The sequence below is a fragment of the Sphingomonas sp. 179-I 2A4 NHS genome (assembly GCF_045369135.1).
Lineage (GTDB): Bacteria > Pseudomonadota > Alphaproteobacteria > Sphingomonadales > Sphingomonadaceae > Sphingomonas.
In genome coordinates this window covers 245,203-270,429 of sequence record NZ_JBIQFL010000004.1, presented here as the reverse complement: position 1 = coordinate 270,429, position 25,227 = coordinate 245,203, and the positions used below count along the sequence as shown (strand labels likewise).

Genomic DNA, 25,227 nt, shown 5'->3' with positions numbered 1-25,227 from the left:
CGGCGGGGGCGTAGCGCGCTCAGGGGGCTAAACGCGGGGCGCCTCCCGACCCGGATCAGCGGGACGGCACCTGGTGCGGCGCCGAGGCGCGCGCGCCAGTCACCGTCAGCCAGACAGCGGAAACGAGGAAGTAGAAGGCGCCGAAGGCGGCATAAGGCGCGACGGTCGTGATCCCGATCGGCATCGTGCCCGCGGCCATCTTGACGAAGAAGACACCGGCCAGTGCCGATTGTGCCCCGCTCAGGATCATTGCCCATTGCGCACCATAGGAGCGCCACCGGCGTGCAGCCGTCGCCAGTTGGAGGACGCCGGCAAAACCTGCCCAGACGCCGAATACCACCAGCACGCTGTTCATCGACTGACGCAGCGTGACCGCGACCGCCACGGCGGTGAGCGTGCTGACGACGACGTTGAGCAACTGTGTCGGATTGCGCCCCAGTCCGCCGCTGTGCCGCGCATCTATATAGTTCGCGGCCGCGTCCCACGTCGGATAAGCGATCAGCATCACCGCTGCGAGCGTCGGCATGTGCGCAGCCAGCGTGAAGGCAACGGCCACCCACGCGGCCGCCACCGCAAAGCGCAGGAAGTAGTAGGTTTTGAGCCATGCTGCGTTCGCATCGGCAGCCGGAAGTCGAACGTTGGTTGCGGCCATGACGGCCTCCTCTTTGTTGCCTACCAACTGATAGGTAGATCAGGTTTACGAGGTTGGTAACTTATACCTTGGTTGCGGGTGGTAGCCGGGGCGCGGCCGCGCTCAGTGACGGCGATCCAGCCCCGCCATCAGGACGTATTTGACGTCCACATATTCCTCGATGCCGTAATGGCTGCCCTCGCGGCCGTAGCCCGATTCCTTCACCCCGCCGAACGGAACCGAAGCGGTGCCGACCGAACCGGAATTGAGGATCACCATCCCCGCCTCGAGTTCACGGGAAAGGCGGAAGGCGCGTCCGAGATCGCGGGTATAAGCGTAGGCGACCAGGCCATAATCGGTGTTATTCGCGCGGCTGATCACCTCTTCCTCGGTGGTGAAGCGATAGACCGGCAGCACCGGGCCGAAGATCTCGGTCTGCGCAGCCTTGGCGCGTTCATCCATGTCCGCAAGGACAGTGGGCTCGTAGAACAGGCCGCCCAGCGCATCGAGCTTGCCGCCGGTCAGCACCCGCGCGCCGTGATCGCAGGCATCCGCCACCAGCGCCGCGACCTTGTCGACGCCGGCCTGATTGATCATCGGCCCGACGACGAAGTCCTCCCGCATTCCGTCGCCCACTTCGATCCCCCAGACCTTCTCGGCGATCGCCGCGACGAAGCGGTCATAGATCGCGTCCTGGACGTAGAAGCGGTTGGGCGAGATGCACACCTGGCCGGAATTGCGCAGCTTGGCCGCCACCGCGCCCGCCACTGCTTCATCGAAGTCCGCGTCATCGAAGACGATGAACGGCGCGTTTCCGCCCAGTTCCAGCGTCATCCGCGTCAGCGTCGCGCCGCTTGCGCTGGCAAGCAGCTTGCCCACCGCGGTCGATCCGGTGAACGAGATCTTGCGGATGCGCCGATCGGAGATGAAGATCTCGCCGATCTCCTTCGGGTCCCCCGTCACCATCTCGAACACGCCCTCCGGAATGCCGGCCTGCCGGGCGTAGTCCAGCAGCTTGTAGGCGGTGAGCGGCGTCTCTTCAGACGGCTTGATGATCATCGTGCAGCCCGCCGCAGGAGCGGTCGCGATCTTGCGGCAGATCATCATGAACGGGAAATTCCACGGCGTGATCGCCGCGGTCGGCCCAACCGGCTCCTTCGTCACAAGGACGGACGCCCCCGCCGCATGGCTGGGGATCGTGTCGCCGTAGACCCGCTTGGCTTCCTCGGCATACCATTCGATGAACCCAAGGCCGTAGTCGATCTCGCCCAGCGCCTCGGACAGGCACTTGCCATTTTCCTTCACCATGATCTCGGCAAAGGCGCGCCGGTCGGCACTCACCAGATCGAACCAGCGGCGCAGCAGCGCGCTGCGATCGCGGGCGAGCTGGCGCGACCAGACCGGGAAGGCAGCGCAGGTGCGGTCGACCGCCGCGCGAACCGCGGCCGCATCCATCTGCGGCGCTTCACCGACCACCGATCCGTCAGCGGGATTGTAAACGGTAATCATAAGAGCCTCTGTTTCTGAATTTTGGAGCCCGGCGCCATCAACACGGCGCTCCCGGGCGGTGCCGGCAAGTTGGGAAGAGGCCGCCAAACCGTCCAATATATCGAATATTATTGTTGATACGTCCGGCGTATCATTTCGCGGATGGAGCTTCGCCACCTTCGCTACTTCCTGGCGGTCGCTGACGACCTCAACTTCCGCCGCGCCGCCGAGCGGCTGGGCATCGCGCAGCCGCCGCTCAGCTCGCAGATCCGCGATCTCGAGCGCGAGCTTGGCACGCCGCTGTTCCGCCGCACGCCCAAGGGCGCGGAGCTTACCGAGGCCGGCCACGCCTTCCTCGCCGCCGTCCCCGCCGTGTTCGAGCGCCTCGACCGCGCGGTCCGCATGGCAAAGCGCGGCGCGCGCGGCGAAGTCGGCCTGCTGCGCGTCGGCTATACCGGCTCGACGACGTTCAATCCGCTGATCCCCACCACGCTGCGCACCTTCCGCCGCGCCTATCCCGAGGTGGAAATGGTGCTGGAGGAACTGAACAGCGCCGAACTGCTGGTCCGTCTCGGGCAAGGCCGCTTGGACGCCACCTTCTTCCGCCCCGGCAAGGAGCCGCCCCCCGCCTTTTCCGTGCTGCCGCTTGCCGAAGCGAAGATGGCGATCGTCGTGCCCGCCGAACACCGGCTCGCCGGCCGCGCATCAGCGACGCTGCGCGAACTGGAGGGCGAGCCGCTGATCCTCTTCTCCCGCGTCCTCGGCCCCGGCCTCTACGACGAACTGATCGAGGTCTGTCGTGATGCGGGTCTCGATCCACTCGTCGAGCAGGTCGCGCCCCAGATCACCTCGATCGCGAACCTCGTCGCGGTCGAGCTTGGCGTGTCGATTATCCCGTCCGAACTGGCGAGCGCGCGGCTCCCCGGCGTGCATTACCTGTCGATCAGCGGCCCGGGCCCCGTCGCCCGCATCTCGCTTGCCACGCGTCCCGATGATCGCAGCGTCATCACGATGAACTTCCGCACCATCGCGCAGCAGGTCGCCCGGCAATGTGGAACCGCCGGCTAGCCCGCCGCCAACGTAAACCAGCGTATGATTCCACCAGCGTCCGCCCCCGCGCGATGATGGCGACACCATAACGCCTGGGGGCTGACGATCATGGACACCATCGCTGCCGATCCATCAGCCGAGTGCATCGTCCTCCCGGCGCTGCGCGAACCGGACATGGTGGACGAAAGCAATCACCGGATCGCCAATAACCTCCAGCTCCTGATCCAGATGATCGCGCTCGCCGCGCGCAACCTGACCGACGAGGTCGCGCGCGACGTTCTGCACATGACGACGCACCGCATCGCCGCCATGGCGAGCCTCCATCGCCACCTGCACCAGACGCGCCGGGCCGACCGCGTGGCGCTCCACGATTATCTCCGCGCGATCGTGACCGGACTGGAGCAAAGCTTCGCGGACCCCGCGCAGGGCCGCCGGGTGCATCTGACGGCGGACCCGGTTGAAGTGGCAACCGCCAGCGCCACCGCAATCGGCGTGATCACGTCCGAGCTGGTCGCCAATGCCTGGAAGCACGCCTATCGCGCCGATGAGCCGGGCGAGGTGCACGTCACCCTGCGCCGCGAGCGCGGCGAATACGTGCTCCAGGTGGCAGATCGCGGATGCGGCTTCTCTGCGGAGGCAGGCGCCCAGTCCCCCAGCCTCGGCATGCAGCTCATCACCATGATGTCGGCGCGGATCGGCGGCCGGTTGACCTGGGCGGACGAACAGCCCGGCACCCGCTTCATCCTGCGCGTGCCGCTATGACCGACGCCGAACTGCGCGACCGGGCGGAAAGCGGTTCCGTCAGCATCGATCCGCCATCCGCGGCACCGGCAGAGTTCATCCCGGCACCGCCTGCGTCCGCTACGGGTGATTGCCGGTTGCGCATCGACGAACCTCGCGTCAGCCTCCCTCCGCTCGGCCGTGTAGCCGGGCTGATGGAGGCGATGATGCGGGAGGACCCCTCAGGCCAACGCTTGCTTCAGCGGGTGTACGGCGGCGCGGCCATGCTGCTCGCGCTGGTCATCTTCCTGCTCGACGTTCTGAGCCCGCTGCAGGGCGCGGTCGCCGTCCTCTACACCACCGTCGTGCTGCTGATCGCGCGCACGCAACGCCCCCTGCTCATCATCGGCACTTCCCTGTTCGTCATCTGGCTGGCGCTTGCGGGTTATCTCATCAGCCATTTGTACGAGCCGTTCGGCTCACCCGCGGTGCGCCTAGCGGTCAGCCTGGTGGCGATCGGCATCACCACCCTGCTGTGCCTGCGCAACCAGAAGATCGCCAAGTCGCGGCGCGAGTCCGAGCTTCGCTACCGCACGATCTTCAACGCCGCCGCGCTGCCAATCTGGGAAGAGGACTGGTCCGACGCGTATCGCACCTTGCGATCGGGCGAACTGCACGATCACCGGGTCCTGCAGGAGGCGGCGCGCAGCGGCATCATTCGCGATGCGAACGATGCAACCGCGACGATGTTCGGCCTTGACGATCGCGCCGCGCTGATCGGCAACACCATCGCCGATCACCTAACACCGGCGGCGGAGTTTGCGTTCGGCCGCATCATCGCGGCGCTGATCCGCGGCGAGACGACGATCGTGGAAGAGGCGCGCTTCCGCACCGCGCAGGGTGATCTGGTCGACGTGGTGGTCCACGTCACCCTGCCCCCCAGTGACGGCCAGTGGCAGCGCGTGCTGCTGATGGCGATGGACGTCACCGAAAGGCGCCGCGCCGAGGCTCGCTTCAAACAGGCACAGGCGGAGCTCACTCATGTTTCGCGCGTGACGACATTGGGGCAGCTTGCCGCCTCGATCGCGCATGAGGTGAACCAGCCGCTCTCCGCCATCATGGCCTATGCCATGTCGGGCAAGCGCTGGCTGAACCGCGACGTGCCCGAGACGGCTGAGGCAATCACGTGCCTGGAGCAGATCGCCGCCAACGGCGGCCGCGCCTCGGACGTGATCGCCCGCGTCCGGGCGCTCGCCCGCAACAGCCAGCCGCAGCAGCGACTGATGTCGCTCGGCCGACTGGTCGAGGAAACGGCCGCGCTGCTCAGCCTCGATCTCAACGCGAACGGCGTCGGGCTGCAGCTCGACATCGCGCCCGAGCTCCCGCCCGTCAAAGGCGATCCGATCCAGATCCAGCAAGTGGTGATGAACCTGATGCTGAACGCCGAGCAGGCGATGATGGAGCTGCCCGATGACGCGCGCACCTTGTGCGTGAAGGCCGTCGCCGAGGATGGCGAGGTGATCGTCAACGTCAGCGACTGCGGCACCGGCATCCAGGGCGATCCAGAGGCGCTGTTCGCGCCCTTCTTCACCACCAAGCCGGCCGGGCTCGGCATGGGCCTGTCGATCTGCCGCTCGATCATCGAGCGGCATGGCGGACGGCTGCTCGCCGCCAACAACCCCGAAAGCGGCGCAACCTTCACCTTCCGGTTGCCCGCCGCTCGAAACAGCGAGCTGACGACATGACGACAACGCCTTGCATCTGCGTGATCGACGACGATCCGGACGTGCGCGCCTCGCTCGGCAGCCTGCTGCGCTCGGCCGGGTTCGACGTGATCCTGTACGATTCGCCGGAGGCGTTCCTCGAAGGCGGGCATTTGGCCGGCGCTTCGTGCCTGCTCCTCGACATCCGGCTTCACGGGCAAAGCGGGCTCGATTTCCAGGACCGGCTGGCAGCGCTCGGCCACTCGCTTCCGGTCGTGCTCATCACGGGTCACGGCGATATCCCGATGACGGTGCGCGGCATGCGCGCCGGCGCGGTTGACGTGCTGCCCAAGCCGTTCAGCGAGGAGCAGATCCTGAATGCCGTCTCGGCCGCCGTGGAGGCGGATCGCGCGCGGCGCGCTGCTGCTGCCGACACGGCTGCGCTGCACCGGCTCTACAGCCGGCTCACGCCGCGTGAGCGCGAGGTGATGGCGCTGGTCGTCGCCGGGCTGATGAACAAGCAGGTCGCCGGCCGGCTGCAGCTTTCCGAAATCACGGTGAAAATCCACCGCGGTAACGTGATGCGCAAGATGGAGGCGCAGTCGCTCGCCGATCTCGTGCGCATGGCGGAGGCGCTCGCCGTCCGCGACGAAAGCGCCCATCGCTATCAGACCTCCGTCTGATGGAGCGGCAATGCGCGACCGCGCATCTCTATCGTATCGGCGCCCGGCGCCGCAGTTCCGGAGTACCCATCTGTGCAGCCTGTGCAGCGATCCGCGCTCATTGCCATCGTCGATGACGATCCTGACGTACGGGCAAGCCTCGACGCACTGATGCGCTCCGCCGGCCACGGCGCGCGCTGCTTCGCCCGCGCGCGGGATCTCCTCGGTGATCTGACGGCGGACGCCCTGTCTTGCATCGTCACCGATGTGCACATGCCCGAGATGTCAGGGCTGGAGCTCCAGCGCGAAATGGCGCGTCGTCACTGGCTCCAGCCGTTGATCATGATGACCGCCTATCCCACCGACGAGGCGCGCGACGAGGCACTTGGCCATGGTGCGCGTGCCTTCCTGTCAAAGCCGATCGACCCCGATGCGCTACTCGCCGCCATCGAGGGGGCGATCCACCCCCGCCCCTGATGCAAGCCGGTGCGCGACAGCGCTCAGGCCCCGACCGGTTCGCCCGGCCGCCCATCGTTCCTCTTGCGCAGCGGGATACGGCGCCCGATCGTCAGGCAGCGCCACACCCATTCCAGCGGCCCCATCTCGAACCGGGCCAGCCACCAGGGGGACCAGGCGAGCTGCAGCGCCCAGACGGCGATGGTGATCGCCCATAGCCCTGGCCGGTCAACCTCTCCCATCACCCCGCCGCGCCCGCCGTAGAAGATCGACGTCATGATCAGCGACTGGCTGATGTAGTTGGTGAAGGCCATCCGCCCGGCCGCGGCAAGCGGCGCCAGAACGCGCGCCGCGCCGCCGTTCAGCAGCAGGATGAGCGCACTGACATAAGCGAGCGACACAAAGGGTGACAGAAGCAGCACCGCACCATGCGCGCCGGGGATCGGGCGCTCCAGCACCGCGACCTGCCAGGCGATCCAGCCCGTCGGGATCAACGCAACCGCGCCTGCCGCCAGCGCAATCAGGTATCGCCGGCGGCTCGATCGACCCGCTAGGAACCCGGTCTTGAACAACCCGAGCCCGGTCATCATCAGCCCGAGCGTCGACGGGATCAGCCACGGGTCTCCCGACAGCAGGTTGCGATACTCCTGCGCATTGAGGCTGTAGGCCCCGGCCCAGGACGCCTTCGCCTGCTCGATCCGCGTCGCGACAACGGCCTTGCGCTCGGCGATCGCCTCCGGCTTGGGCGTCATCGCCACAATCGCGTCCTGCCGGGCCTGCGGGGAGGCGAAGGGCAGTGCGGCACCCGGAATGGTCGCGATCGCCATCCCGCCATAAAGCGCGATGCCGCCCAGCAGCAGCAGTTTTGGCCGCCACCCGCGGGCCAGCGCCATGAGGAAGCCGGTCACGGCGTAGAGCGACAGGATGTCGCCCCACCAGATGGCGAAGCCGTGGATGAGGCCGAACAGCAGCAGGACGGCAAGGCGCCGGACGAGCATCCTGTTGCGTTGTCGATCACTGCCGTCGCCTCCGACGAGGAACAGCGACACGCCGAACAGCATCGAAAAGATGATCAGGAACTTCTCGTGGAAGAAGGTCTCCATGATCCAATAGGAAAAGGCGGTCCAACCCTCATTCGGGTACATCCACAGCAGCGGCTTGAGCGACGCCGATTGCGGTGCGGCAAAGCCGTCCGCGTTGACGGCAAGGATACCGAGGATCGCCATACCGCGGATCACGTCGAGCGATTGGATGCGCGGCCGGCGGGCGGTCGTATCGCGCGCGGGGGGTGAGTTCATGCCTTGAGGGGTCACGCCTGCTCCAACGCTTGCACATGGTCCGGGATCGGGCCGTGAGACCCTGGCGGGGGATCTAGGCCCCGCCAGTCTGCTTACGTATAGCTACCTAGGTATAGGCTTGATCTGCTCTTCCCTCACCAGGCGGACGTCTTCAGCCGCACCCGCGCCACCTTGTCGCTCGACGCGAGGAACAACGTGCGCCCATCCTCGCCGAAAGCGCAATTGGCGATCGCCTTGCCGGTCGCGATCAGCCCCAGCTTCCGCCCCTCCGGCGTGATGACATAGATACCGCCCGGCCCGCTCGCGAACAGATGGCCGGATGCGGCAACCTTCAGCCCATCGGGCAGCCCCGGCAGCCCTCGGGCATGCTCTGGGGCGAAGTCGACGAACTGCCGTCCGGGTCCCGTCGCCAGCCCGTCCTTCCCCAGATCATAGACGCGGATTTCCGGTGCCGCTTCATCCGAGCAGGCGACGTACAGCCGATCTCCGGCCGGCGACAGCGCGACGCCGTTGGGCCGGCGAAGGCTGCGGTCGATCAACTGCGGCGCGTCGCCGGGCACCACCCGATAGACGCCGTTGAACGCCAGCTCCTTCAGCGGCGACGCGTCACCATCGGCAAGGCCATAGGGCGGATCGGTGAAATAGATCGCGCCGTCGCGCGCGATCGCGACGTCATTGCAGCTGTTGAACCTTTTGCCCTCGAACCGGTCCGCCAGGATCGTCTTGCGCTTCGTCGTCAGATCGACGCGTGCGATCGCGCGCGTGCCCGAGTCCGCCATGATCAGTGCGCCGTCCGCGTCGATCGCCAGGCCGTTCGCCCCCGCCTCCCGGATCCCCGCCGGGACCGGCCCGGCGAGTCCCGACGGCGCCAGGAACGGCCGCGCCCCCTCGCCCTTCCGCCACCGGTGGACGACATTCGCCGGCACGTCGGAGAACAGCAGGTAACCGCCCTCCCGCACCCACACCGGCCCCTCTGCCCACCGCAGCCCGTCCGCGATCACCTCGATCGGACTGGCGGTATTGAGCAGTTGATCGAGCGCAGCGTCGAAACGGGTGATCTTTCCCGTACCACCCGTGCCCGCTCGCGCGCCACTGGCGACCAAAGTCGAACCAATGCCGATCAAAACCGACCGTCGAAAAACCGTCATACCAACGCCACTGCACGCCGTTCCCGGGCCGAACGATAGATCGCCTCGATCAACTTCATGTCGCGCAGCCCCTCTTCGCCGGACGCGCGCAGCGGCACCCCGGTCAGGATGCTCTCCGGCAAATGATCGAGTTGCGCCACGAACTGGTTCTTCTTCGGCGTCGGCAGCGTCACCTGCTCGGTCTTGCCGTTTTGTCTGGTCCACATCTGGTGGCCTTCATAGGGCGTCGCCGGTTCCATTCCCACCCAGCCCCTGGTTCCCGTCACGCGATAGGCGTTGTGCCCGGAGGAATAGCTCGACACGCAATTGGCGATCACGCCCGACGGAAATTTCATCTGGAAATCAATGCGATCCTCTACGTTTCGGAAACGCGGATCATTACGATCGGTCGCCTCGGTGGCGACCACTTCCACCGGCTCCTCACCGGCAAGATAGCGCGCCGCGTTGAGGCTGTAGATGCCGATGTCCATCAGCGAACCGCCGCCCGACAACGGCCGGTCGAGCCGCCACTGGTTCGGCTGCGCATTGAACCCGTGTTCCGCGGTGATCAGCGTCGGCCGCCCGACAAACCCGGATTTCACCAGCGCGATCGCCCGCTGATTGTACGGCTCGAAATGGCTGCGATACCCGATCATCAGCTTGCGGTCCGCCTTGCGCGCCGCCGCGATCATCGCCTCTGCTTCTGTCGCGGAAACCGCCATCGGCTTCTCGCACATCACATGCTTGCCGGCTTGGCTTGCCCGGATCGAATACTCGGCGTGCATCGAGTTGGGCAGCACGACATAGACGATGTCGATATCCGGATTGTCGCGGATCCGATGGTAATCGGCATAGCTGTAGCGATGCGTCTTAGGCACGCCATATTCGCTGCCAAAGCGCTCCAGCTTCTCGGGCGTGCCGCTGACCAGCGCGGTGAGCCGGGCGAACTCGCAGTCCTTCAGCCGCGGCATGATCTGCCGCGTGGCGTAGCTGCCAAGGCCGACGATCGCATAGCCTAGCTTGCGCGGCGGCGCGCCCGCCTGAGCCTTAGCACCCGCCGGCAGCGCGACGCTCGCCACGCCCGCACCGATGCCCTGCAGCACGGTTCGCCTGTTCCACTCGATCATCGCCCTCTCCCTCTCCAGGCGTCAAAGTTACGGGCGGACGCGATAGAGCCCGCCATGCGCCAGCATGAACAAGGTGCGCCCATCGGCCCCACCAAAGACCAGCTGGATCGGCCGTTCCGGCATATCGATCCGCCCGATCTCACGCCCGTCCTTGTCGTGAACGAAGATCTGCCCGTTGGCGATGAACACGCGTCCGTCAGGATGGGTTGCGACGCTCTCGCCGCCGCGATCCGCGAAGACCTTCAGATCCGTAAGCGCACCGGTCGGAGTCACCAGCGCGCTATATGTCCGCGCCTCTGACGCATTGCTGACGTGCACGCGGCCGCCTGGCTGTCCGGCGACGAAGCCATAGGTATCGAGCATCGGGGAGAAACGACGTGCGCGGAAATCAGCTGGCCCCTGCTGGAACACACGATAGGCAGGCAGGACAATGCTGCCATCCGTCGAGACATATTGCTGGGCGGGGGGCACCGCAACATCGCGGGCGAACATCTCCGCCAGCGTCGGGAACTGCAGCGTCTTCGTGTCGAGTTGGTCCTTGAACTCGCCATTGTTCCACCAGTTGCCCGGCAGTGCGATGCGCGCCTCGCCAAGCGGCCGGGCCGGCGTCGCTGGCAACACCGTGAGCTCGGTCTCGGGCGAGCCAGGGCGGAAGCTGTAGACCGTGCCGTTGCGCCCCGAGGCGGAGAGAACCAGCAGGTTGCCGGACTGGTCCGCGGCAAGGTTGATCGCGTCGAGCGTGTTATCGCGCTCAATGCCGAGGCCGCGCGCTTCGTCCCAGCGAAAGATGCGCTGCTGCGTGCGATCCACGAAATAAAGCGTGCCATCCGGCGTCGTGACTGCGCCGCCCAGCGCATCGAAGCCACCGGCGAGCTTCTCGACCACGCCTTCGCCAATCCGGGCTGGCGTAGGGGCTGCCGGCAGCTCCGATCCGATGTCCAGCATGGCGAACTCGCGCTCGCGCACCTGGAGCCCGCTTGGCACGTCGACGATGGCATTTTCGTACGGGAACTTGTTCGCGCGCAAATAGGTCGCACAGCCATTCTCGTCGCAGGTGCCGAGCCCGCTTTCGGCGTTCACGTGGACATTGCGGAAGCGGATGTTGCGACTGTTGTAGAGCGTCACGGCCGCCGGCTTCGCCTTGCTCGTGCGGGTCACGCGATAGGCGTGGAGATTGGCGACCAAGACGTCGCGGGAGTCGCGGATCTCCAGCGCCACCGCATCGCGACTTTCCCCGCCCTCCTCTTCGGTTTGTGGCGCGAGCAACTCCCAGTTCGCGACGCGGTTGAGCGCGATCTCGACCCGGCCATGATGTTCGGCTGACATCTGATAGAGGTGGCCGGGCGTTTCGGTATCGGAGACGTAGAAGCCCGCCTGCGAATAGGTGTTCGGGGTCCAGATATTGTTGAACGTGCCGCCCCCGCCCCGTGTAACCCACAGACTCGGATATTGCGCGTCCCAGCGCTTGGCCGGATCGGGATCGCCGGTTGCAGTTGCGTTATAGGGGTTGAAGCGCTTACCGCCGGCTAGGTCGGTGCCGTGGCCACCCTGGAACTTGACGTCGTCGACCAGCGAATTCTCGCCGGCCATCCACAGCAAGGCCGTCGCGCGCTGGTTGATGCCGCCGGTGAAGAGCCCGAGGCCGGAAACGATCGCGTCTCCGCCCCGCGCCGTTTCCACCAATGCTTTCGGCGTGCCGACACCCTGAAATGCGGGCGTACCATCCGGCAGGATGATTTGCGTCAGGTTCGGATGCAGGGCGATGAGGACGCTGTCCGGCCGCAGCTTCAGCGTATCGGTGACGACGTAGCGGCCGGCCGGAAAATAGACGACGCGATTGCCGCTGATCGCTTGCTGGATGGCCGCGGTATCGTCGGTGCGATCGTCGCCCTTGGCACCATCCAGCCTAACATTGCGCCACTCGCTGGTGGGCGGAAGTGCGCGGATCGCAGGGGCGCGGCGCTCTGGCAGCGCCGGTAGCGGCGATGCGTCCATCACCGTCTTGTACGTTCCCATCCGGCCCAGCGCCGGCACGGCGAGGCCGTAGTTGAATGCGCTTACCTTGTAGGAGGCACTGGGCCCGGCAACCGTCCGGCCGCTCTCGCGAAAGCGGGCGAAGACCGGGGTGCCACTGGCAAGCGCGTTCTCGAACCCGATCTGCGTATAGACGTTGTTCTCGTTCGAGATGACGACTGCCGCCTTGCCGATATTCTCGAAGCGGACATCCTTGCCCCAAAGCCAGTCGCCATAGCCCTTGTCGATGTCGACCCCGACTGGCGTGTCGCGGATCGAGACGTTGACCAATGTGAGGCCCGCTTCGTGCTCCCGGATCGCCGCGTCACGCTGCCCGTCAAAAGTCGCGTCGATCAGTGCGAAAGGCCATGCGGGCGACGGCTTCTCGGTCAGTATACCGTAGCGGCCACCGCGGAAATGCAAGTCTTGGCCAATGTTGCCGACTTGATAGAGCCCGGCGAGGCCGGAGCCGAGATCGAACCGCATGTGGCTGACGAAGGCGTGCTGCGCGACGTGGAAGCGAATGGCGACGGCAGCCGGATTGCCCTTTCCAATCACGATATCGACATTGCTCATCGCGGAGTAGAACGTGGTCGGGTTGGCGTCTGCAATGTTTGGATCGAACGGCACGCTGCCGGGCGGCGGGAACGGGACGCGCACCTGCCCCGGCTCGACCCGCCGTGCGCCCGCGAAAATGATCATGTTCGCAAGCCCGCGCTGATAGCCGGGGGTGCGGTCCCCAAGTACGATCTTGGGCCGCGCATTCCCGACGCCGAACAGTCGCACGCCCGGCCAGATGTAGACGGTGCGCGTGATCCGATAGGTGCCTTCAGGCAGGAACACGATGCCACCGCCACCCTGGTCCGCAGCTTCGTCGATCGCGCGCTGGATCTCTGCGGTGTCGTCCGCCCGCCCATCCCCAATGCCGCGAACTGTGGTAGCACGCGCGTCGTTCGGCGCGGCGAGAAAAGCGGAAGCCTGCGCCAGAGCAGAAGTGCTCGCGACGAGCGCTGCGGCGAACGCCGCCATGGTGCAAACAATGCGACGCTTCACGCCGGCCTCCTTGATAAAAAAGTGTCCCGGCCGGGGCGCCGGGACAGTTGGGGGATCAGCGGCAGCCGAACCCGGCTGCCCAGCGGTTAGAACTTGAAGCGGACGCCTGCGCGATAAACACGGCAAGTGATGTCATAGAGTTGCTGGTTGATGCCATACCGGTGTTGCTCTGCGGTGAAGGTCGCGGATCGCGGTCGAACAGATTGTCGACGTTGAAACCCGCGTTCAACAAGTCGAGAGATCGTAGACGCGATTTACGTCGAGAGAGCCGGCGTCAGCAGCGTCGTCGCCAGTAGAGCCGTGGTCCGCATTCTCCCTCCTATGTACGAGTGATACGTGCCGCCGCCCCATGGACGAGTTGATAAGCCGCGCCGGGTGGCAGAGCATCCGCGACCATGGTCGTAGTTCCGGCACGCGAGAGCCGCAGCTAGTCAGGCGGCGAACCCACTCGTCGTCCGGTGATGGGCGGGCAAGCCAGCGGGGTGCCGACGTGGACCAACAAGTCGCGAACAGGAACGCGCCGATGGCGATCGTGGTCATGGGCGTCAGCGGCAGCGGCAAGTCGACGCTCGGCAGGCTATTAGCCGATGCGCTCGGTTGCCCGTTTCTCGAGGGCGATGAGTTCCACGACGCAGCCGCGATCGCAAAGATGAGCGCGGGACAGCCGCTGGACGATACCGATCGCTGGCCATGGCTTGATCGCGTTGGGCATGCTCTGGGCGAAGCGGCGGCGACAAACGGTTGCGCCGTGGCGGCCTGCTCGGCGTTACGTCGATCCTATCGCGAGCGACTGGCAGCCGCGGCCGGAGGGCATATGCGCTTCATATTGCTCGATAATGATCGCGATGAACTGGTGCGCCGATTGTCCGACCGAACGGACCACTACATGCCCGCGAGCCTCCTCAACAGTCAGTTGGCGACACTGGAGCGACCAACGGCTGACGAGGCAGTGCTGACGTTACGATCGAGCGCAGCTCCGCCGGACTTGTGCCGCATGGCGCTGGAATGGCTGGACGCAGGCGGCGCCTGAGCGTCGCAGCTTGCATCAACCACTCCCATACCAGTCGTCTTGGTGCGCTGGGTAAGTGACCGTCAGGCTAGCTGTTTTTCCAGCAGAAGGGTCGTCAGGCCGCTGTTCCATTCCTGATCGGGATATTCATCGATCTCGCGATAACCGCGGCGAGCATAAAAGGCGCGACTTCGGCTGTTGAACGTATCCGTTTCGAGGCGGGCGGAAGGGAAGCCGGCGGCGGCAATCTCGGCCTCCGCCTTTTCCATGAGAATGGTGCCGACGCCGGCACGCGCGACCGACGGGCGGACATGCAGCGCGTGGACGAAGTTCGCATGGAAATCGAGAAGGCCAACGACCGCAGCCTCGCGAACTGCGACCCAAAACAAGTGGCCGCGCTCCTCAACATATTCGACCGACCTGTCCAGGTAGCGGGCAGCCGCTTCGCTCGTCACCTCTGGCTCCCACGTGCTCGTGAAGGTTTCACGCAGCACCAGCTTTAGAGTCGGAAAGTCGGCCGCCTGAGCGCGCCGGATCGTGATTGCTGGCTTCATCATCATCAAATCATATCATGGCTTCAGCCGCATTGTCGCAATCGCGGATCAGGCAACATGATTTGGTCAGCGCTTCGCGGGCTGATCCGCCGATGCCAGCCGCGGCAGTTTCATTCCCAGCAGTACTAGTTTGCCCTCGATCCCGAACCAGTGCGGCACGCCGGCGGGGATCAAGATAATGTCTCCCGGAGACAGTGTTCGGGATGTGCCACCCTCGATCCGGCGTCCCTCGACCAGCCCTGGCTTGGTCGTGCGGGGCGCCACTAATGTACCGCCCGAGACCAGCGTCCCCGCGCCTTCGATGACAATGGCATATTCGGCCGCATCAGGGTGAACTGCCGGCTTTCCCGGTGCCTTCCAATACTCCAGCGCGGCGACCGTCTCGCCATCCATCAACAATGGATCATAGGCAAAGCTGCTGGCGCCCATCCTCTCGGCAAGCACAGCGACGCGGGCGCGGATTTCGGACGCGCTTGCCGCGTCGGCAGGAATCGTCTGCGCGATCACGGCCGGGCTGATCGAGACCGCGCTGCCTAGGCAAAGCAGATGGGGAAGAAGGCGCATCGTGACGATCTCCGCAGCAAGAAGCTCGGGCGTAGGGAGCGCATTGCAGTCACCGCAAGTACGCCAAAAGTCGCGGCTGCGGTGCGTCCGGCTGCGGCCTAATTACCTTGCACGAGCGAGGCAGGTCGACGGGACAAGCCGGGGCAAAAGGTGGCGCCAGAGGTCTGGCCTTCCAATCCGGCGTCTGACCGGACGCCGACGATCGAGAGAAAACGGTCGACCCAGATTCAGACCGCAGGTTATCTGAATGACGCGGATCGGTCCAGCCCGCGCCGCCGGCCAATGGCGCCGTTTGCCGACGCCCGGCTCGAGACGCAGCGCCCCGCCGACAACTCGAACCAGCCTCATCTCCGATCGACCATCCTGCAACCTTGCGAAGCCATTCGCTCTGCCACGATCTGGCGACTCGAATCGGCGCGGGATGCTCTGCGCTACTGAATTCGTTCCGGAACCTCTGCTGCGTCCTCCGCAATTGCCTCTTTCGATGCGAGCGCCTCCCATGGGAAGACGAACCAATCCTTGACCACACGGCGATCAATGGTTCTGGCGCAATATTCGACCCGCTCGGCCGACACCTCATTGTCCAGCAACGTCGCGAAGCGGACGCTGCCCGGCGCTGCGTCGAAATCGGAGAGGCGGCGGCGCAACAGGCCGATGGTGCGGCCGCTGTCGTTGATATCGTCCACGAAGAGAAGCCGGGTGCCGTCGCGCGTGCGCTCCGCGAGCCGCGCTAGCGTCGCATCCGCGAACGCCGTCGCGTGGCTCGACAAGTCACAGGAGATCATCGGCAGATCGGCTGCATGACTTAGATACACGGCGGGAACCAAGCCGCCGCGCCCCATGCCGATGAGCAGGCTGGGTTGCCAGTCAGGCGTGGCCGTCAGCGCCGCTGCAAGCGCACGCACATCCGCCGCGAAAGCATCATGGCTGATGAAAGTAAGGGTGGGCGCCACGATACCTCGCTTGTGGTCGAAAGATCTTAAGCCACGGCGGCAACTGTCGGCGACCCGATAGGTGCCGCGAACGTCGACGCTGATGTGCGACGACCGATTCCTACACGAAGCCTGCCCCGACCGTCGAGCCAGTTCAGATACTCACGCTCGAGAGAGTGAGTGTTGACACATGTAACCATTTCGGGCACCCAGAAACCCAACAAGCTCAGGCTTGGGTTTAGGGAGGGGATCGATGAGGGCCATGTTGCTGGCGTCCGCTGCGGCGATGACGCTTATCTCAATTGCACCGGCAGCTGCGCAGGACGCGCCGGTTTCAGATCAGGTTGGGACCGATCAGGCCAGCACTAATCAGCCTGCGGGCGATCTGACGGCTAGCGCGAGCGATGATGCGATCGATTCCGGCGACATTTACGTCACGGCGACGCGCCGGGCCGAGCGTATTCAGGACGTGCCGATCAGCGTCAGCGCGTTTCAGCAGCAGGAGCTGACCGAAAAAGGCATTGTCGGCTTCGAAGGGATCGCACGCGAGACCCCGGGCGTCGTGCTCAACCGCCCAACGCAGAATTTCAACAACTTCACCGCCCGCGGCATCGCGACAAACGGCTATAACGCCAATCTGCAAAGCTCGGTCGCCGTTTACATTGACGAGCTGCCGGTCTCGACGATCGGCAACACTACCGTTGTCGATCCGAACCTTTTCGACGTCGAACGCGTCGAATTCCTGCGCGGTCCGCAGGGCACACTGTTCGGTTCGGGGTCCCTGTCGGGCGCGATGCGCATCCTGACCAAGAGCCCGGATCTCAATCATTTCGACACGTCGGCGCTCGTCGACATCGGCCTGACCGGCTCCGACAGCCTGCGCCAGCGCTACAACCTGATGGTCAACGTGCCGATCGTCAGCGACAAGCTCGCGATCCGCGGCGTCGGCTTTTACCGCCATGAAGAAGGCTATCTCGACAACGTCGGGACCGGCGTGCGCAATTCTAACACGCTCGTGGACTGGGGGGGCCGGCTGACGATGCTGTGGAAGCCGACCGATCGTTTGTCGATCAAGCTGCTCGGCTCCTACGAAGACAGCGACCCGAAGGACTCATCGCTCACCAGCCCGTCGCTCGGCCGCGAGAAGCGTATCTCCGACCAGCCGGACCGGTTCACCGGCAAGCAGCTGATCGCCAACGCGACGATCGATTACGAGTTCGATTTCGCACGTCTGACCAGTTCCTCGACCTTCTCTGACTTCGACCAGCGCTTCTGGCTGGATCTCGCCGGCACCTTCCCGGCAGGCTCCTTCCCGGGCGCGCCGATCGCCTTCGGGCTCGATGCGAATGCCTATGACAAGGTGTTCGTGCAGGAGACGCGCTTTGTTTCGACGCTGGATGGGCCGCTGCAGTTCACGCTGGGCGGTTTCTACCTGAAGCGTCGCCGCGATACTGATTTCCTCTATCGTTCGAACCCGGAGTTCCTGGCCGCGCGCGGCATGGCTGGGTTGCCGGACCAATATTACCAGAAGCAGTACACGCACCAGATCAACGAGGAACTCGCCGGATTCGGCGAGCTGACGTATCGCTTCTCCGATCGCTTCTGGCTGACGGGCGGCATGCGTTATGGCCGCATCTCGGCGCAGGCGTTCACCGAAGCCGGCGGCTATCTCGCGATGGCGACGTATCCAGAGTTCGGGGTCGACCTGAACTATCTGCAGCTTGCGCTGGGGAACGTGCGCAACCTGCCATTCAATCGCTTCCCCGCGTACGAAGCGGCCGAGGGTGTGAAGGCGAAAGGCCAGAAGCCGCAGTGGAAGGCGAGCGCCTCCTTCAAGCCGACGGACACGGTGACGACCTATGCCACCTTCTCCACCGGCTTTCGTGCGCCGATCGTCAACGCCTTCGCAGGCCGCGCGAGCGTCGTCGACCAGAATGACATCATCATTCCCAATGGCGCATCGTCGGACCGGCTCGAAAGCTATGAGATCGGCGCAAAGGGCCGCTGGCTCGACGGACGCGTGACGATGAACGTCGCCGCGTACCTGATCGATTGGAGCAATATCCAGGCGCAGGCCAACCGCGTGTCGGACTCGGTGCAGTTCGCCACCAACATTGGCGCGGCGCGCAGCAAGGGCTTCGAGGTGGAGATGGGGATCATCCCCGCCACTGACGTCTTCATCGGCTTCAATGCGGCATACAATGATTCCAAGATCACAAAGCTGACGCCGGAAGAGGCAGCGATTTCCGGCGCGGTGCTGGGACATCGCCTGTCAGCGCCGCGGCTGCAGGGCGCAGCCTATACCTCGATCGGCTTTGATCTTGGCGAAAGCACCAAGGGCACGTTCGCGGTGAACGCGCAATATGTGGGATCGTACAACAGTTCCTTCCCGAACACGCCCGGCAATCCGAACCTCCGCCTGTCAACGTTCGGCAAGACCGACGAATATGTGAACGTGAACGTCAACCTTGGCGTGAAACGTGGTGCATGGACGGGGCAATTGTATGTCGAGAACGTCTTCGATGATCATTCGATCACTTACATCCATCCGGAGGCGTTCCTCGTCAGCCGCTTCGGCACATTGCGGCCGAGGACCGTGGGGATCCGCCTCGGCTACGGGATCTGATCGATGACCGCGGCCACCAGCGCGGCGGTTGAAGCGCACGGGGCGAGCCCCCGTGCGCAGCGGCCGGCCTTCGTGCTGGCGACGTTGACGTTCGTCTATGTGCTGAACTTCCTCGATCGCCAGTTGATCGGCATTGTCGCCAAGCCGATCCAAGACTCGCTCGGCGTTACAGACGGCCAGCTGGGCCTCATCGGCGGCTTGTATTTCGCGATGTTCTATTGCTTCATCGCGATCCCGGTGGGCTGGCTGGCGGATCGATCCAGCCGTGTCACGGTGCTGTCGCTGGCCTGCGCGATCTGGAGCGGCGCTACCGTCGCCTGCGGGCTGGCACAGAACTACACCCAGCTGGTGATCGCGCGCATGACCGTCGGCTTCGGCGAAGCGGGCGGCGTGCCGCCATCCTATGCGATCATTACTGACACCTATCCGCCGGGCAAGCGCGCCGCCGCGTTCGGTATCTTCAATCTCGGCCCGGCAATCGGCGCTGCGATTGGCGTCGCATTCGGTGCGCTGATCGCCGAGCATTTCGGCTGGCGGATGCCGTTCATCATCATCGGCGCCGTAGGCGTCGTCACTGCAGTACTGCTGCGCATCTTCATGAAGGAACCTCCGCGCGGCGCGACCGACCCGGCGGGGGCCAACGCCATTGCAGCGGTGCCGCCTGCCGGCTTCTGGTCCACCGTCCGCATGTTCCTGACAAATCCGGTACTGATGTTGGCGGCGCTGGGCAGCGGAGCGACCCAGTTCGTCACTTATGGCCTGGGCAATTTCGCGGTCCTGTTCCTGATGCGCGAAAAGGGCATGGAGCTGAGCGACGTCGCCGTCTGGTATGCGCTGGTGCTGGCCATCGGCATGGGCGGCGGCATGGTCGTCTCCGGCCGCGTGATCGACCGAATGGCACGCCGCACACGCGTTGGCTATGCGACCGCTCCGGCGATGTCGCTGGCGATCGCAATGCCATTCTACCTCGGCTTCATCTGGGCCCCCACCTGGCCGATGGCGCTGATGCTGCTGTCGGTGGTCATGGTGTTCAACTATTTGTACCTCTCTGCGTCCGTGGCGCTGGTGCAGGAAGAGGTACGGCCAGACCAACGCGTGCTGTCGGGCGCGCTGCTGCTGCTGATCATGAACTTCATCGGGCTGGGTCTGGGGCCGACGTGGGTCGGTCAGGCGAGCGACTGGTTCAAGGCGCAGGGTGACGGCCATGCGCTGCAGACCGCGCTTTATACTCTGACGCCCTTCTATCTCATCGCGATCGCGCTGTTCCTGTGGCTGGCGCGACTGCTTCGCCGCGAGGAAACGCGCGCATGACATCATCAACTGGCACCGCACTCGCGGCGTCCCTGCTGGCAGCTGCCATTCCTGCAGCGGCCGGCCCTGCATCCGCCAATGCTCCCATCGTCCGCGCGCCAGATGGCGCGGTGGCGGGTACCACACAGGGTAAGGTGCGGGTGTTCAAGGGCATTCCTTATGCGGAAGCGCCGATCGGGACGCTTCGCTGGAAGCCGCCCGTGCCCGCCAAGCTCTGGACGGACGTGCGCCCAGCGAACGGCTTCGCTGCAGCCTGCGTACAGCCGACCTTCCCGGGGACGAACATCTACGCCAATCCGCCACAGCGGATGAGCGAGGACTGCCTGGCGCTCAACATCTGGGCGCCGCAGGACGCCAAGGACCTGCCGGTGGTCGTGTGGATCCATGGCGGCGCGCTGGTCAGTGGCTATGGTCATGAGGCGATGTACGACGGTGCGAGGATGGCCGCTCTCGGCGCCATCATCGTCTCGATCAATTATCGCCTCGGCATCCTTGGTTATTTGGCACATCCGGAGCTGAGCAAGGAATCTCCCGACGGCATCTCCGGCAACTACGGCCTGATGGATCAAATGGCAGCGCTTCGCTGGGTGAAGCGCAACATCGCGGCGTTCGGCGGCGATCCCGCCAATGTCACCATCGCCGGCGAGTCCGCCGGGGCACTCAGCGTCATGTATCTGATGACGAGCCCGGAGGCGCGCGGCCTGTTCCACAAGGCGATCGCGCAAAGCGCCTACATGATTACGGCGCCGGAACTGAAGCAGGCCCGCCACGGCCTTCCGGCCGCTGAAGACGCTGGCAAGCAGATCATGACGACGCTGGGCGCGAAGGATCTTGCGGGCTTACGCGAGATGGACGCCGGAACGCTGACCCAGAATGCGGCGATGAAGGGCTACGGCCCGTGGGGCACCATCGACGGCAAGCTACTCACCCGCCAGCTGGTCGACACTTGGGACCGCGGCGAGCAAGCGCGGGTTCCGGTGCTGACCGGCTATAATGCTGGTGAAGTGCGCTCGCTCCGCATGTTGCTACCCCCCGCCCCCGCCAATGCTGCCGCTTATGAAGCGACGATCAAGGATCGCTATGGCGATCTCGCCGAGCCGTTCCTGCGGCTTTACCCATCGAGCAGCATCGGCGAATCGATGCTCGCGACGACGCGCGACGCGCTCTACGGCTGGACGTCGCATCGGCTGGCAATCGGCCAAACCGCGATCGGGCGGCCAGGGTACCTTTATTATTTCGACCATGCCTATCCGGCGGCGAGCGAGAACGGCCTTCACGCCTTTCACGCTGCCGAAATCCCCTACGTCTTCGGTACCAACGGCAACACGCCGCCGTTGTGGCCGAAGGGCCCGGATGGCGTGGTCGACCGGCGGCTGTCTGCCGCGATGATGGAATATTGGCTGTCGTTCGCGCGCACCGGTCAGCCCGTCGCAACTAGTGAGCCGCAATGGCAGCCGTTCGGTGATGCCGGCCATTACATGGCGTTTACCCAGGCACCCAAGCCCAGCACGAGGCTGTCCCCCGGCATGTTCACGCTGCACGAGGCGGCGATGTGCCGGCGCCGCGCTGCGGGCGACCAGCCATGGAACTGGAACGCGGGCCTCGCCTCACCGGTCTTGACGAAGGCGGCGGGCTGCCGATGATCGACGGATCAATGCAGGACTTTCCGCTGACGCTGGACAAGTTCCTGACGCATGCCGCCAAATGGAACCCCGAGGCGGAAGTGGTCACGGCGCAGGAGAACGGAAGCGTGCGACGGATCGGATACGCCGCGCTGCATGACCGCGCTCGGCGAGTGTCCGGCGTGCTCTCCGACCTCGGCATCGAGCCTGGCGATCGCGTCGCCACGCTGGCATGGAACAGCCAAGCGCATGTCGAGGCATGGTATGGCGTCATGGGCATGGGCGCGATCTGCCACACGCTGAACCCGCGGCTGACGGCGACGCAACTCGCCGAAATGGCCCGACAGTCGCAGGCGAAGCTGCTCATTGCGAGCACTGACCTTCTTCCTCTTGCGCACGACATTGCGCGTTTGGCGAGCAACATCGGGCAGGTTCTGGTCATCGATGGCGAAGTGACGCCGACTGCTCGGGCGCAAGCGCTTGAGCCGCTGATCGAAACGGTGACGACGAGTGTCGCCTGGGGTGCCTTCCCCGAGACGGCGCCCTCCGGACTGTGCTTCACGTCCGGCACGACCGGCGCGCCCAAGGGCGTCACCTACACGCATCGCTCGAGTTTCCTCCACACGCTGCGCACGCTGCAGACGGATGTGATGGCCATCGCGCGAACTGATGCGGTGCTCACCGTGGTACCGATGTTCCACGCCAACGCCTGGGGCCTGCCATTTGCCGTTCCCGCCGCTGGTGGCCGCTTGGTGCTGCCCGGGCGACGCAACGACGGCGCGAGCCTTGCACGATTGATCAGGGAGGCTGGGGTAACGGTGGGCGTCGGCGTGCCGACGGTTTGGCTGGGGCTGGTGGAGCATCTTGACGCAACCGGCGAGGAGGTGCCGACCCTGAATCGCATCATCGTTGGCGGCGCTCCCATGCCGCCGGCGTTGATGGAGCGGCTCGAGCAGCGGCTTGGCGTCTCCGTCCAGACCAGCTGGGGGATGACGGAGCTGTCTCCCTCCGGCACCGTTTCGCCGCCGCATGATCCAGCACGCTCCGCTGCCGCATCGGGCAAGCCCGCCATTGGCGTTGACCTGCTGCTTACCGACGCGGACGGCACCCCCCTGCCCCAGCAGCGCGACATCGAAGGGCATCTACGCGTGCGCGGCGCCGCAGTGATCGAGCGCTATTTCGGCCAGGACACCCCGGCCACCGATGGGCACGGCTGGTTCGCCACCGGCGATCTGGCGCGGATCGATCGTGACGGCAACCTCATCATTACGGGCCGGGCGAAGGACCTGATCAAGTCGGGCGGCGAATGGATCAACCCGGCCGAGATCGAGGCGATCATCGGCGCGCTGCCGCAAGTGGCGCAGGCCGCGGTAATCGGACGTACCGATCCGAAGTGGGGCGAGCGACCGATCCTGCTGGTTGAAATGCGCGACGAAGCTCTAGGCGACGATGGCCTGCTGGCGGCGCTGGCTGGCCGCGTCGCGCCCTGGTGGGTGCCTGACGCTGTCGTCAGGCTACCGGCCCTGCCGCTTGCCCCCACGGGGAAGATCGACAAGATACGGTTGCGGGCCGAGCATGGAGGCGCTTGAGGAAAGCGGCGGGCAAGGCGCGCCAAGCAAAGGGACAGTCGACCGCGTGACCGCTATCGAAACGCCGCAGAAGAAGCCCCGTCGCCGTACCACCAAGGCCGAACAGCGCGCTGACACGATGGAACAGATCCTCGACGAAGCCGAGTTCCTGTTCTCCAAACATGGCCTTCATGGCGTGACACTGAAGGACGTGGCGAAGCGCGTCGGTGTGCATCACACGCTGATGAACTATTATTTCGAGGACAAGAAAAAGCTGTTCGATGCGGTCTTTGCACGTCGCGCCGTGGTGACCAGCGAACAGCGGATGCGCGCGCTCGATGAATATGAGGCTGCCAGCGGCGACAAGCCGACCGTCGAAGGGGCGCTTCACGCGTTTCTCGACACCGACCTCGATCTCTACATCAAGGGCGGGGAAGGCTGGAAGAATTACGGGGCGCTCGGCGCGTTGGTTGCCAATACGCCAGAATGGGGCGCAGAACTCATGGACGAGCATTTCGACCCCGTGGTGCTGCGGCTGATCGCGTTGCTGAAGAAGGCGCTGCCGGGTTGCGCCGAGGAAGACATCTACTGGGGCTATCACTTTGTGACGGGCGCGCTGATGGTCACGCTCGCGCGCACGGGCCGCATCGACAAGCTTTCGAACGGGCTGTGCCGGTCCGACGATTTCGAGGCGGTGAAGGCGCGCATGGCCGCATTCATGGCCGCTGGGCTGCGCGACATCTGTCACGAGCGAACCAAGAACTGAGGAGGCGGGCTAACGCCGCGCCACACTTCCAATACTCACTGGCTAGTTAGTGAAATGCGAGAAGGATGAACAGGATGCTGGACGGGAAGGTCGCAATCGTCACCGGATCAGGCGGTGGGCTGGGCCGCGCCCATGCACTCTATCTGGCCGGCAAGGGCGCCAGTGTGGTCGTCAACGACCTTTCGCTTGAGTCTGCCGAGACGATTGCAGCCGAGATCACCGCGCGGGGCGGCCGCGCCATGGCAGTTGCCGCTTCGGTGACGGACGAGGCGGCCATCAGCGCGATGGTGGCAAAGGTCACCGACGACTGGGGGCGGATCGACATCCTGATCAACAATGCCGGCATCCTGCGCGACAAGAGTTTCGCCAAGATGACCATGGATGATTTCCGCCTCGTGGTGGACGTACACCTGATGGGCGCAGCGATCTGCAGCAAGGCCGTGTGGGATACGATGCGCGCGCAGAGCTATGGCCGGATCGTGATGACGACGTCCTCCTCTGGCCTGTACGGCAATTTCGGCCAGTCCAATTACGGCGCGGCGAAGATGGCTCTCGTCGGCCTGATGCAGACGCTGGCGATCGAGGGCGAGAAATACGGCATCCGCGTGAACAGCCTGGCGCCGACCGCGGCGACCCAGATGACCGAAGGCGTGCTATCGGACGAAAGCCTCGCCGCGCTCGACCCGGCGCTGGTCAGCCCCGGGCTGCTCGCGCTGGTTGGCCCCGACGCGCCGACCCGCACGATCCTGAACGCCGGCGCGGGCCATTTCGCCTGCGCCAACGTGACACTCACCCAAGGCGCCCACATCGGGGGCGGCCCGGAGGCCGGCGAGACGCTACTCGCCAAGTGGCAGCAGGTATCCGATCGTGCTGGCGAGATCATCCCGGATTACGGCTTCGTCCAGGCCGAACGAGAAGTGGAAAGCGCCCGCGCCGCTTGCGCGTGA

At 65.1% G+C, this 25,227-nt stretch carries 21 protein-coding genes; 12 read left to right on the top strand and 9 right to left on the bottom strand.

Annotated elements, in window-relative coordinates; all coding sequences use genetic code 11:
• Positions 1–55: 55 nt before the first annotated feature.
• Both ACH0CP_RS09925 and ACH0CP_RS09920 read right to left on the bottom strand, forming a co-directional pair.
• Entirely contained in the window at positions 56–652 is a 597-nt protein-coding gene (locus ACH0CP_RS09925) for a DUF308 domain-containing protein (protein ID WP_294443880.1), read from the bottom strand.
• Positions 653–754: 102 nt separating this feature from the next.
• The gene (locus ACH0CP_RS09920) at positions 755–2,140 is read right to left on the bottom strand and encodes an NAD-dependent succinate-semialdehyde dehydrogenase (protein ID WP_406889707.1); all 1,386 of its coding nucleotides are present in this window, start codon (positions 2,138–2,140) and stop codon (positions 755–757) included.
• A gap of 141 nt (positions 2,141–2,281) precedes the next feature.
• Here ACH0CP_RS09920 and ACH0CP_RS09915 point away from each other — a divergent pair, with 141 nt between their 5' ends.
• From ACH0CP_RS09915 to ACH0CP_RS09895, 5 genes are all read left to right on the top strand, one after another.
• Positions 2,282–3,187, top strand: a complete 906-nt coding sequence (locus ACH0CP_RS09915) for a LysR family transcriptional regulator (protein ID WP_294443882.1) — start codon at positions 2,282–2,284, stop codon at positions 3,185–3,187.
• 90 nt (positions 3,188–3,277) lie between these two features.
• The gene (locus ACH0CP_RS09910; protein ID WP_294443883.1) at positions 3,278–3,931 is read left to right on the top strand and encodes a sensor histidine kinase; all 654 of its coding nucleotides are present in this window, start codon (positions 3,278–3,280) and stop codon (positions 3,929–3,931) included.
• Positions 3,928–5,634, top strand: a complete 1,707-nt coding sequence (locus ACH0CP_RS09905) for a sensor histidine kinase (RefSeq protein WP_406875627.1) — start codon at positions 3,928–3,930, stop codon at positions 5,632–5,634. Before ACH0CP_RS09910 ends, ACH0CP_RS09905 begins: the two co-directional genes overlap by 4 nt.
• On the top strand, positions 5,631–6,275 hold the full coding sequence (locus ACH0CP_RS09900) for a response regulator transcription factor (RefSeq protein WP_294443885.1): 645 nt from the start codon (positions 5,631–5,633) through the stop codon (positions 6,273–6,275). Before ACH0CP_RS09905 ends, ACH0CP_RS09900 begins: the two co-directional genes overlap by 4 nt.
• A 72-nt stretch (positions 6,276–6,347) precedes the next feature.
• Positions 6,348–6,731 carry a response regulator transcription factor gene (locus tag ACH0CP_RS09895; RefSeq protein WP_294443886.1) on the top strand — a complete coding sequence of 128 codons (384 nt, stop codon included), beginning with the start codon at positions 6,348–6,350 and terminating at the stop codon, positions 6,729–6,731.
• A gap of 23 nt (positions 6,732–6,754) precedes the next feature.
• On the opposite strand, the gene ACH0CP_RS09890 is transcribed toward ACH0CP_RS09895, so the two are convergent.
• The 4 genes from ACH0CP_RS09890 to ACH0CP_RS09875 all read right to left on the bottom strand — a co-directional run bounded on the left by ACH0CP_RS09890 (position 6,755) and on the right by ACH0CP_RS09875 (position 13,304).
• Entirely contained in the window at positions 6,755–8,008 is a 1,254-nt protein-coding gene (locus ACH0CP_RS09890; RefSeq protein ID WP_294443887.1) for a DUF418 domain-containing protein, read from the bottom strand.
• A gap of 134 nt (positions 8,009–8,142) precedes the next feature.
• Positions 8,143–9,156, bottom strand: a complete 1,014-nt coding sequence (locus ACH0CP_RS09885) for an SMP-30/gluconolactonase/LRE family protein (protein WP_294443888.1) — start codon at positions 9,154–9,156, stop codon at positions 8,143–8,145.
• On the bottom strand, positions 9,153–10,262 hold the full coding sequence (locus tag ACH0CP_RS09880; RefSeq protein ID WP_294443889.1) for a Gfo/Idh/MocA family protein: 1,110 nt from the start codon (positions 10,260–10,262) through the stop codon (positions 9,153–9,155). The genes ACH0CP_RS09885 and ACH0CP_RS09880 overlap by 4 nt, the downstream gene beginning before the upstream one ends.
• Before the next feature lie 27 nt (positions 10,263–10,289).
• On the bottom strand, positions 10,290–13,304 hold the full coding sequence (locus ACH0CP_RS09875; protein ID WP_294443903.1) for a glycosyl hydrolase family 28-related protein: 3,015 nt from the start codon (positions 13,302–13,304) through the stop codon (positions 10,290–10,292).
• A gap of 547 nt (positions 13,305–13,851) precedes the next feature.
• On the opposite strand from ACH0CP_RS09875, the gene ACH0CP_RS09870 reads away from it, so the two are divergent.
• Positions 13,852–14,358 carry a gluconokinase gene (locus tag ACH0CP_RS09870; protein WP_294443890.1) on the top strand — a complete coding sequence of 169 codons (507 nt, stop codon included), beginning with the start codon at positions 13,852–13,854 and terminating at the stop codon, positions 14,356–14,358.
• Between the two features lie 62 nt (positions 14,359–14,420).
• Here ACH0CP_RS09870 and ACH0CP_RS09865 read toward each other — a convergent pair whose 3' ends face one another.
• The 3 genes from ACH0CP_RS09865 to ACH0CP_RS09855 form a co-directional block, all read right to left on the bottom strand.
• Complete coding sequence (locus tag ACH0CP_RS09865; RefSeq protein ID WP_294443892.1) at positions 14,421–14,894, bottom strand: GNAT family N-acetyltransferase; 474 nt, start codon at positions 14,892–14,894, stop codon at positions 14,421–14,423.
• A gap of 63 nt (positions 14,895–14,957) precedes the next feature.
• The gene (locus ACH0CP_RS09860; RefSeq protein WP_294443895.1) at positions 14,958–15,455 is read right to left on the bottom strand and encodes a cupin domain-containing protein; all 498 of its coding nucleotides are present in this window, start codon (positions 15,453–15,455) and stop codon (positions 14,958–14,960) included.
• 431 nt (positions 15,456–15,886) lie between these two features.
• Positions 15,887–16,411, bottom strand: coding sequence for a phosphoribosyltransferase (locus ACH0CP_RS09855; RefSeq protein WP_294443904.1), 525 nt, complete (start codon positions 16,409–16,411; stop codon positions 15,887–15,889).
• A 229-nt stretch (positions 16,412–16,640) separates the two neighbouring features.
• Between ACH0CP_RS09855 and ACH0CP_RS09850 the strand changes: the two genes are divergently transcribed.
• The 6 genes from ACH0CP_RS09850 (at position 16,641) to ACH0CP_RS09825 (ending at position 25,227) form a co-directional block, all read left to right on the top strand.
• Positions 16,641–19,013, top strand: coding sequence for a TonB-dependent receptor (locus tag ACH0CP_RS09850; RefSeq protein ID WP_294443896.1), 2,373 nt, complete (start codon positions 16,641–16,643; stop codon positions 19,011–19,013).
• Positions 19,014–19,016: 3 nt separating this feature from the next.
• The gene (locus tag ACH0CP_RS09845; protein WP_406888495.1) at positions 19,017–20,324 is read left to right on the top strand and encodes a spinster family MFS transporter; all 1,308 of its coding nucleotides are present in this window, start codon (positions 19,017–19,019) and stop codon (positions 20,322–20,324) included.
• On the top strand, positions 20,321–21,967 hold the full coding sequence (locus tag ACH0CP_RS09840; RefSeq protein WP_294443898.1) for a carboxylesterase/lipase family protein: 1,647 nt from the start codon (positions 20,321–20,323) through the stop codon (positions 21,965–21,967). The genes ACH0CP_RS09845 and ACH0CP_RS09840 overlap by 4 nt, the downstream gene beginning before the upstream one ends.
• Complete coding sequence (locus ACH0CP_RS09835; RefSeq protein WP_294443905.1) at positions 21,964–23,535, top strand: AMP-binding protein; 1,572 nt, start codon at positions 21,964–21,966, stop codon at positions 23,533–23,535. Before ACH0CP_RS09840 ends, ACH0CP_RS09835 begins: the two co-directional genes overlap by 4 nt.
• Before the next feature lie 46 nt (positions 23,536–23,581).
• Complete coding sequence (locus ACH0CP_RS09830) at positions 23,582–24,280, top strand: TetR/AcrR family transcriptional regulator (protein ID WP_294443900.1); 699 nt, start codon at positions 23,582–23,584, stop codon at positions 24,278–24,280.
• A 65-nt stretch (positions 24,281–24,345) separates the two neighbouring features.
• Positions 24,346–25,227 (top strand): SDR family NAD(P)-dependent oxidoreductase, encoded by an 882-nt coding sequence (locus ACH0CP_RS09825; protein WP_294443901.1) that lies wholly within the window; start codon positions 24,346–24,348, stop codon positions 25,225–25,227.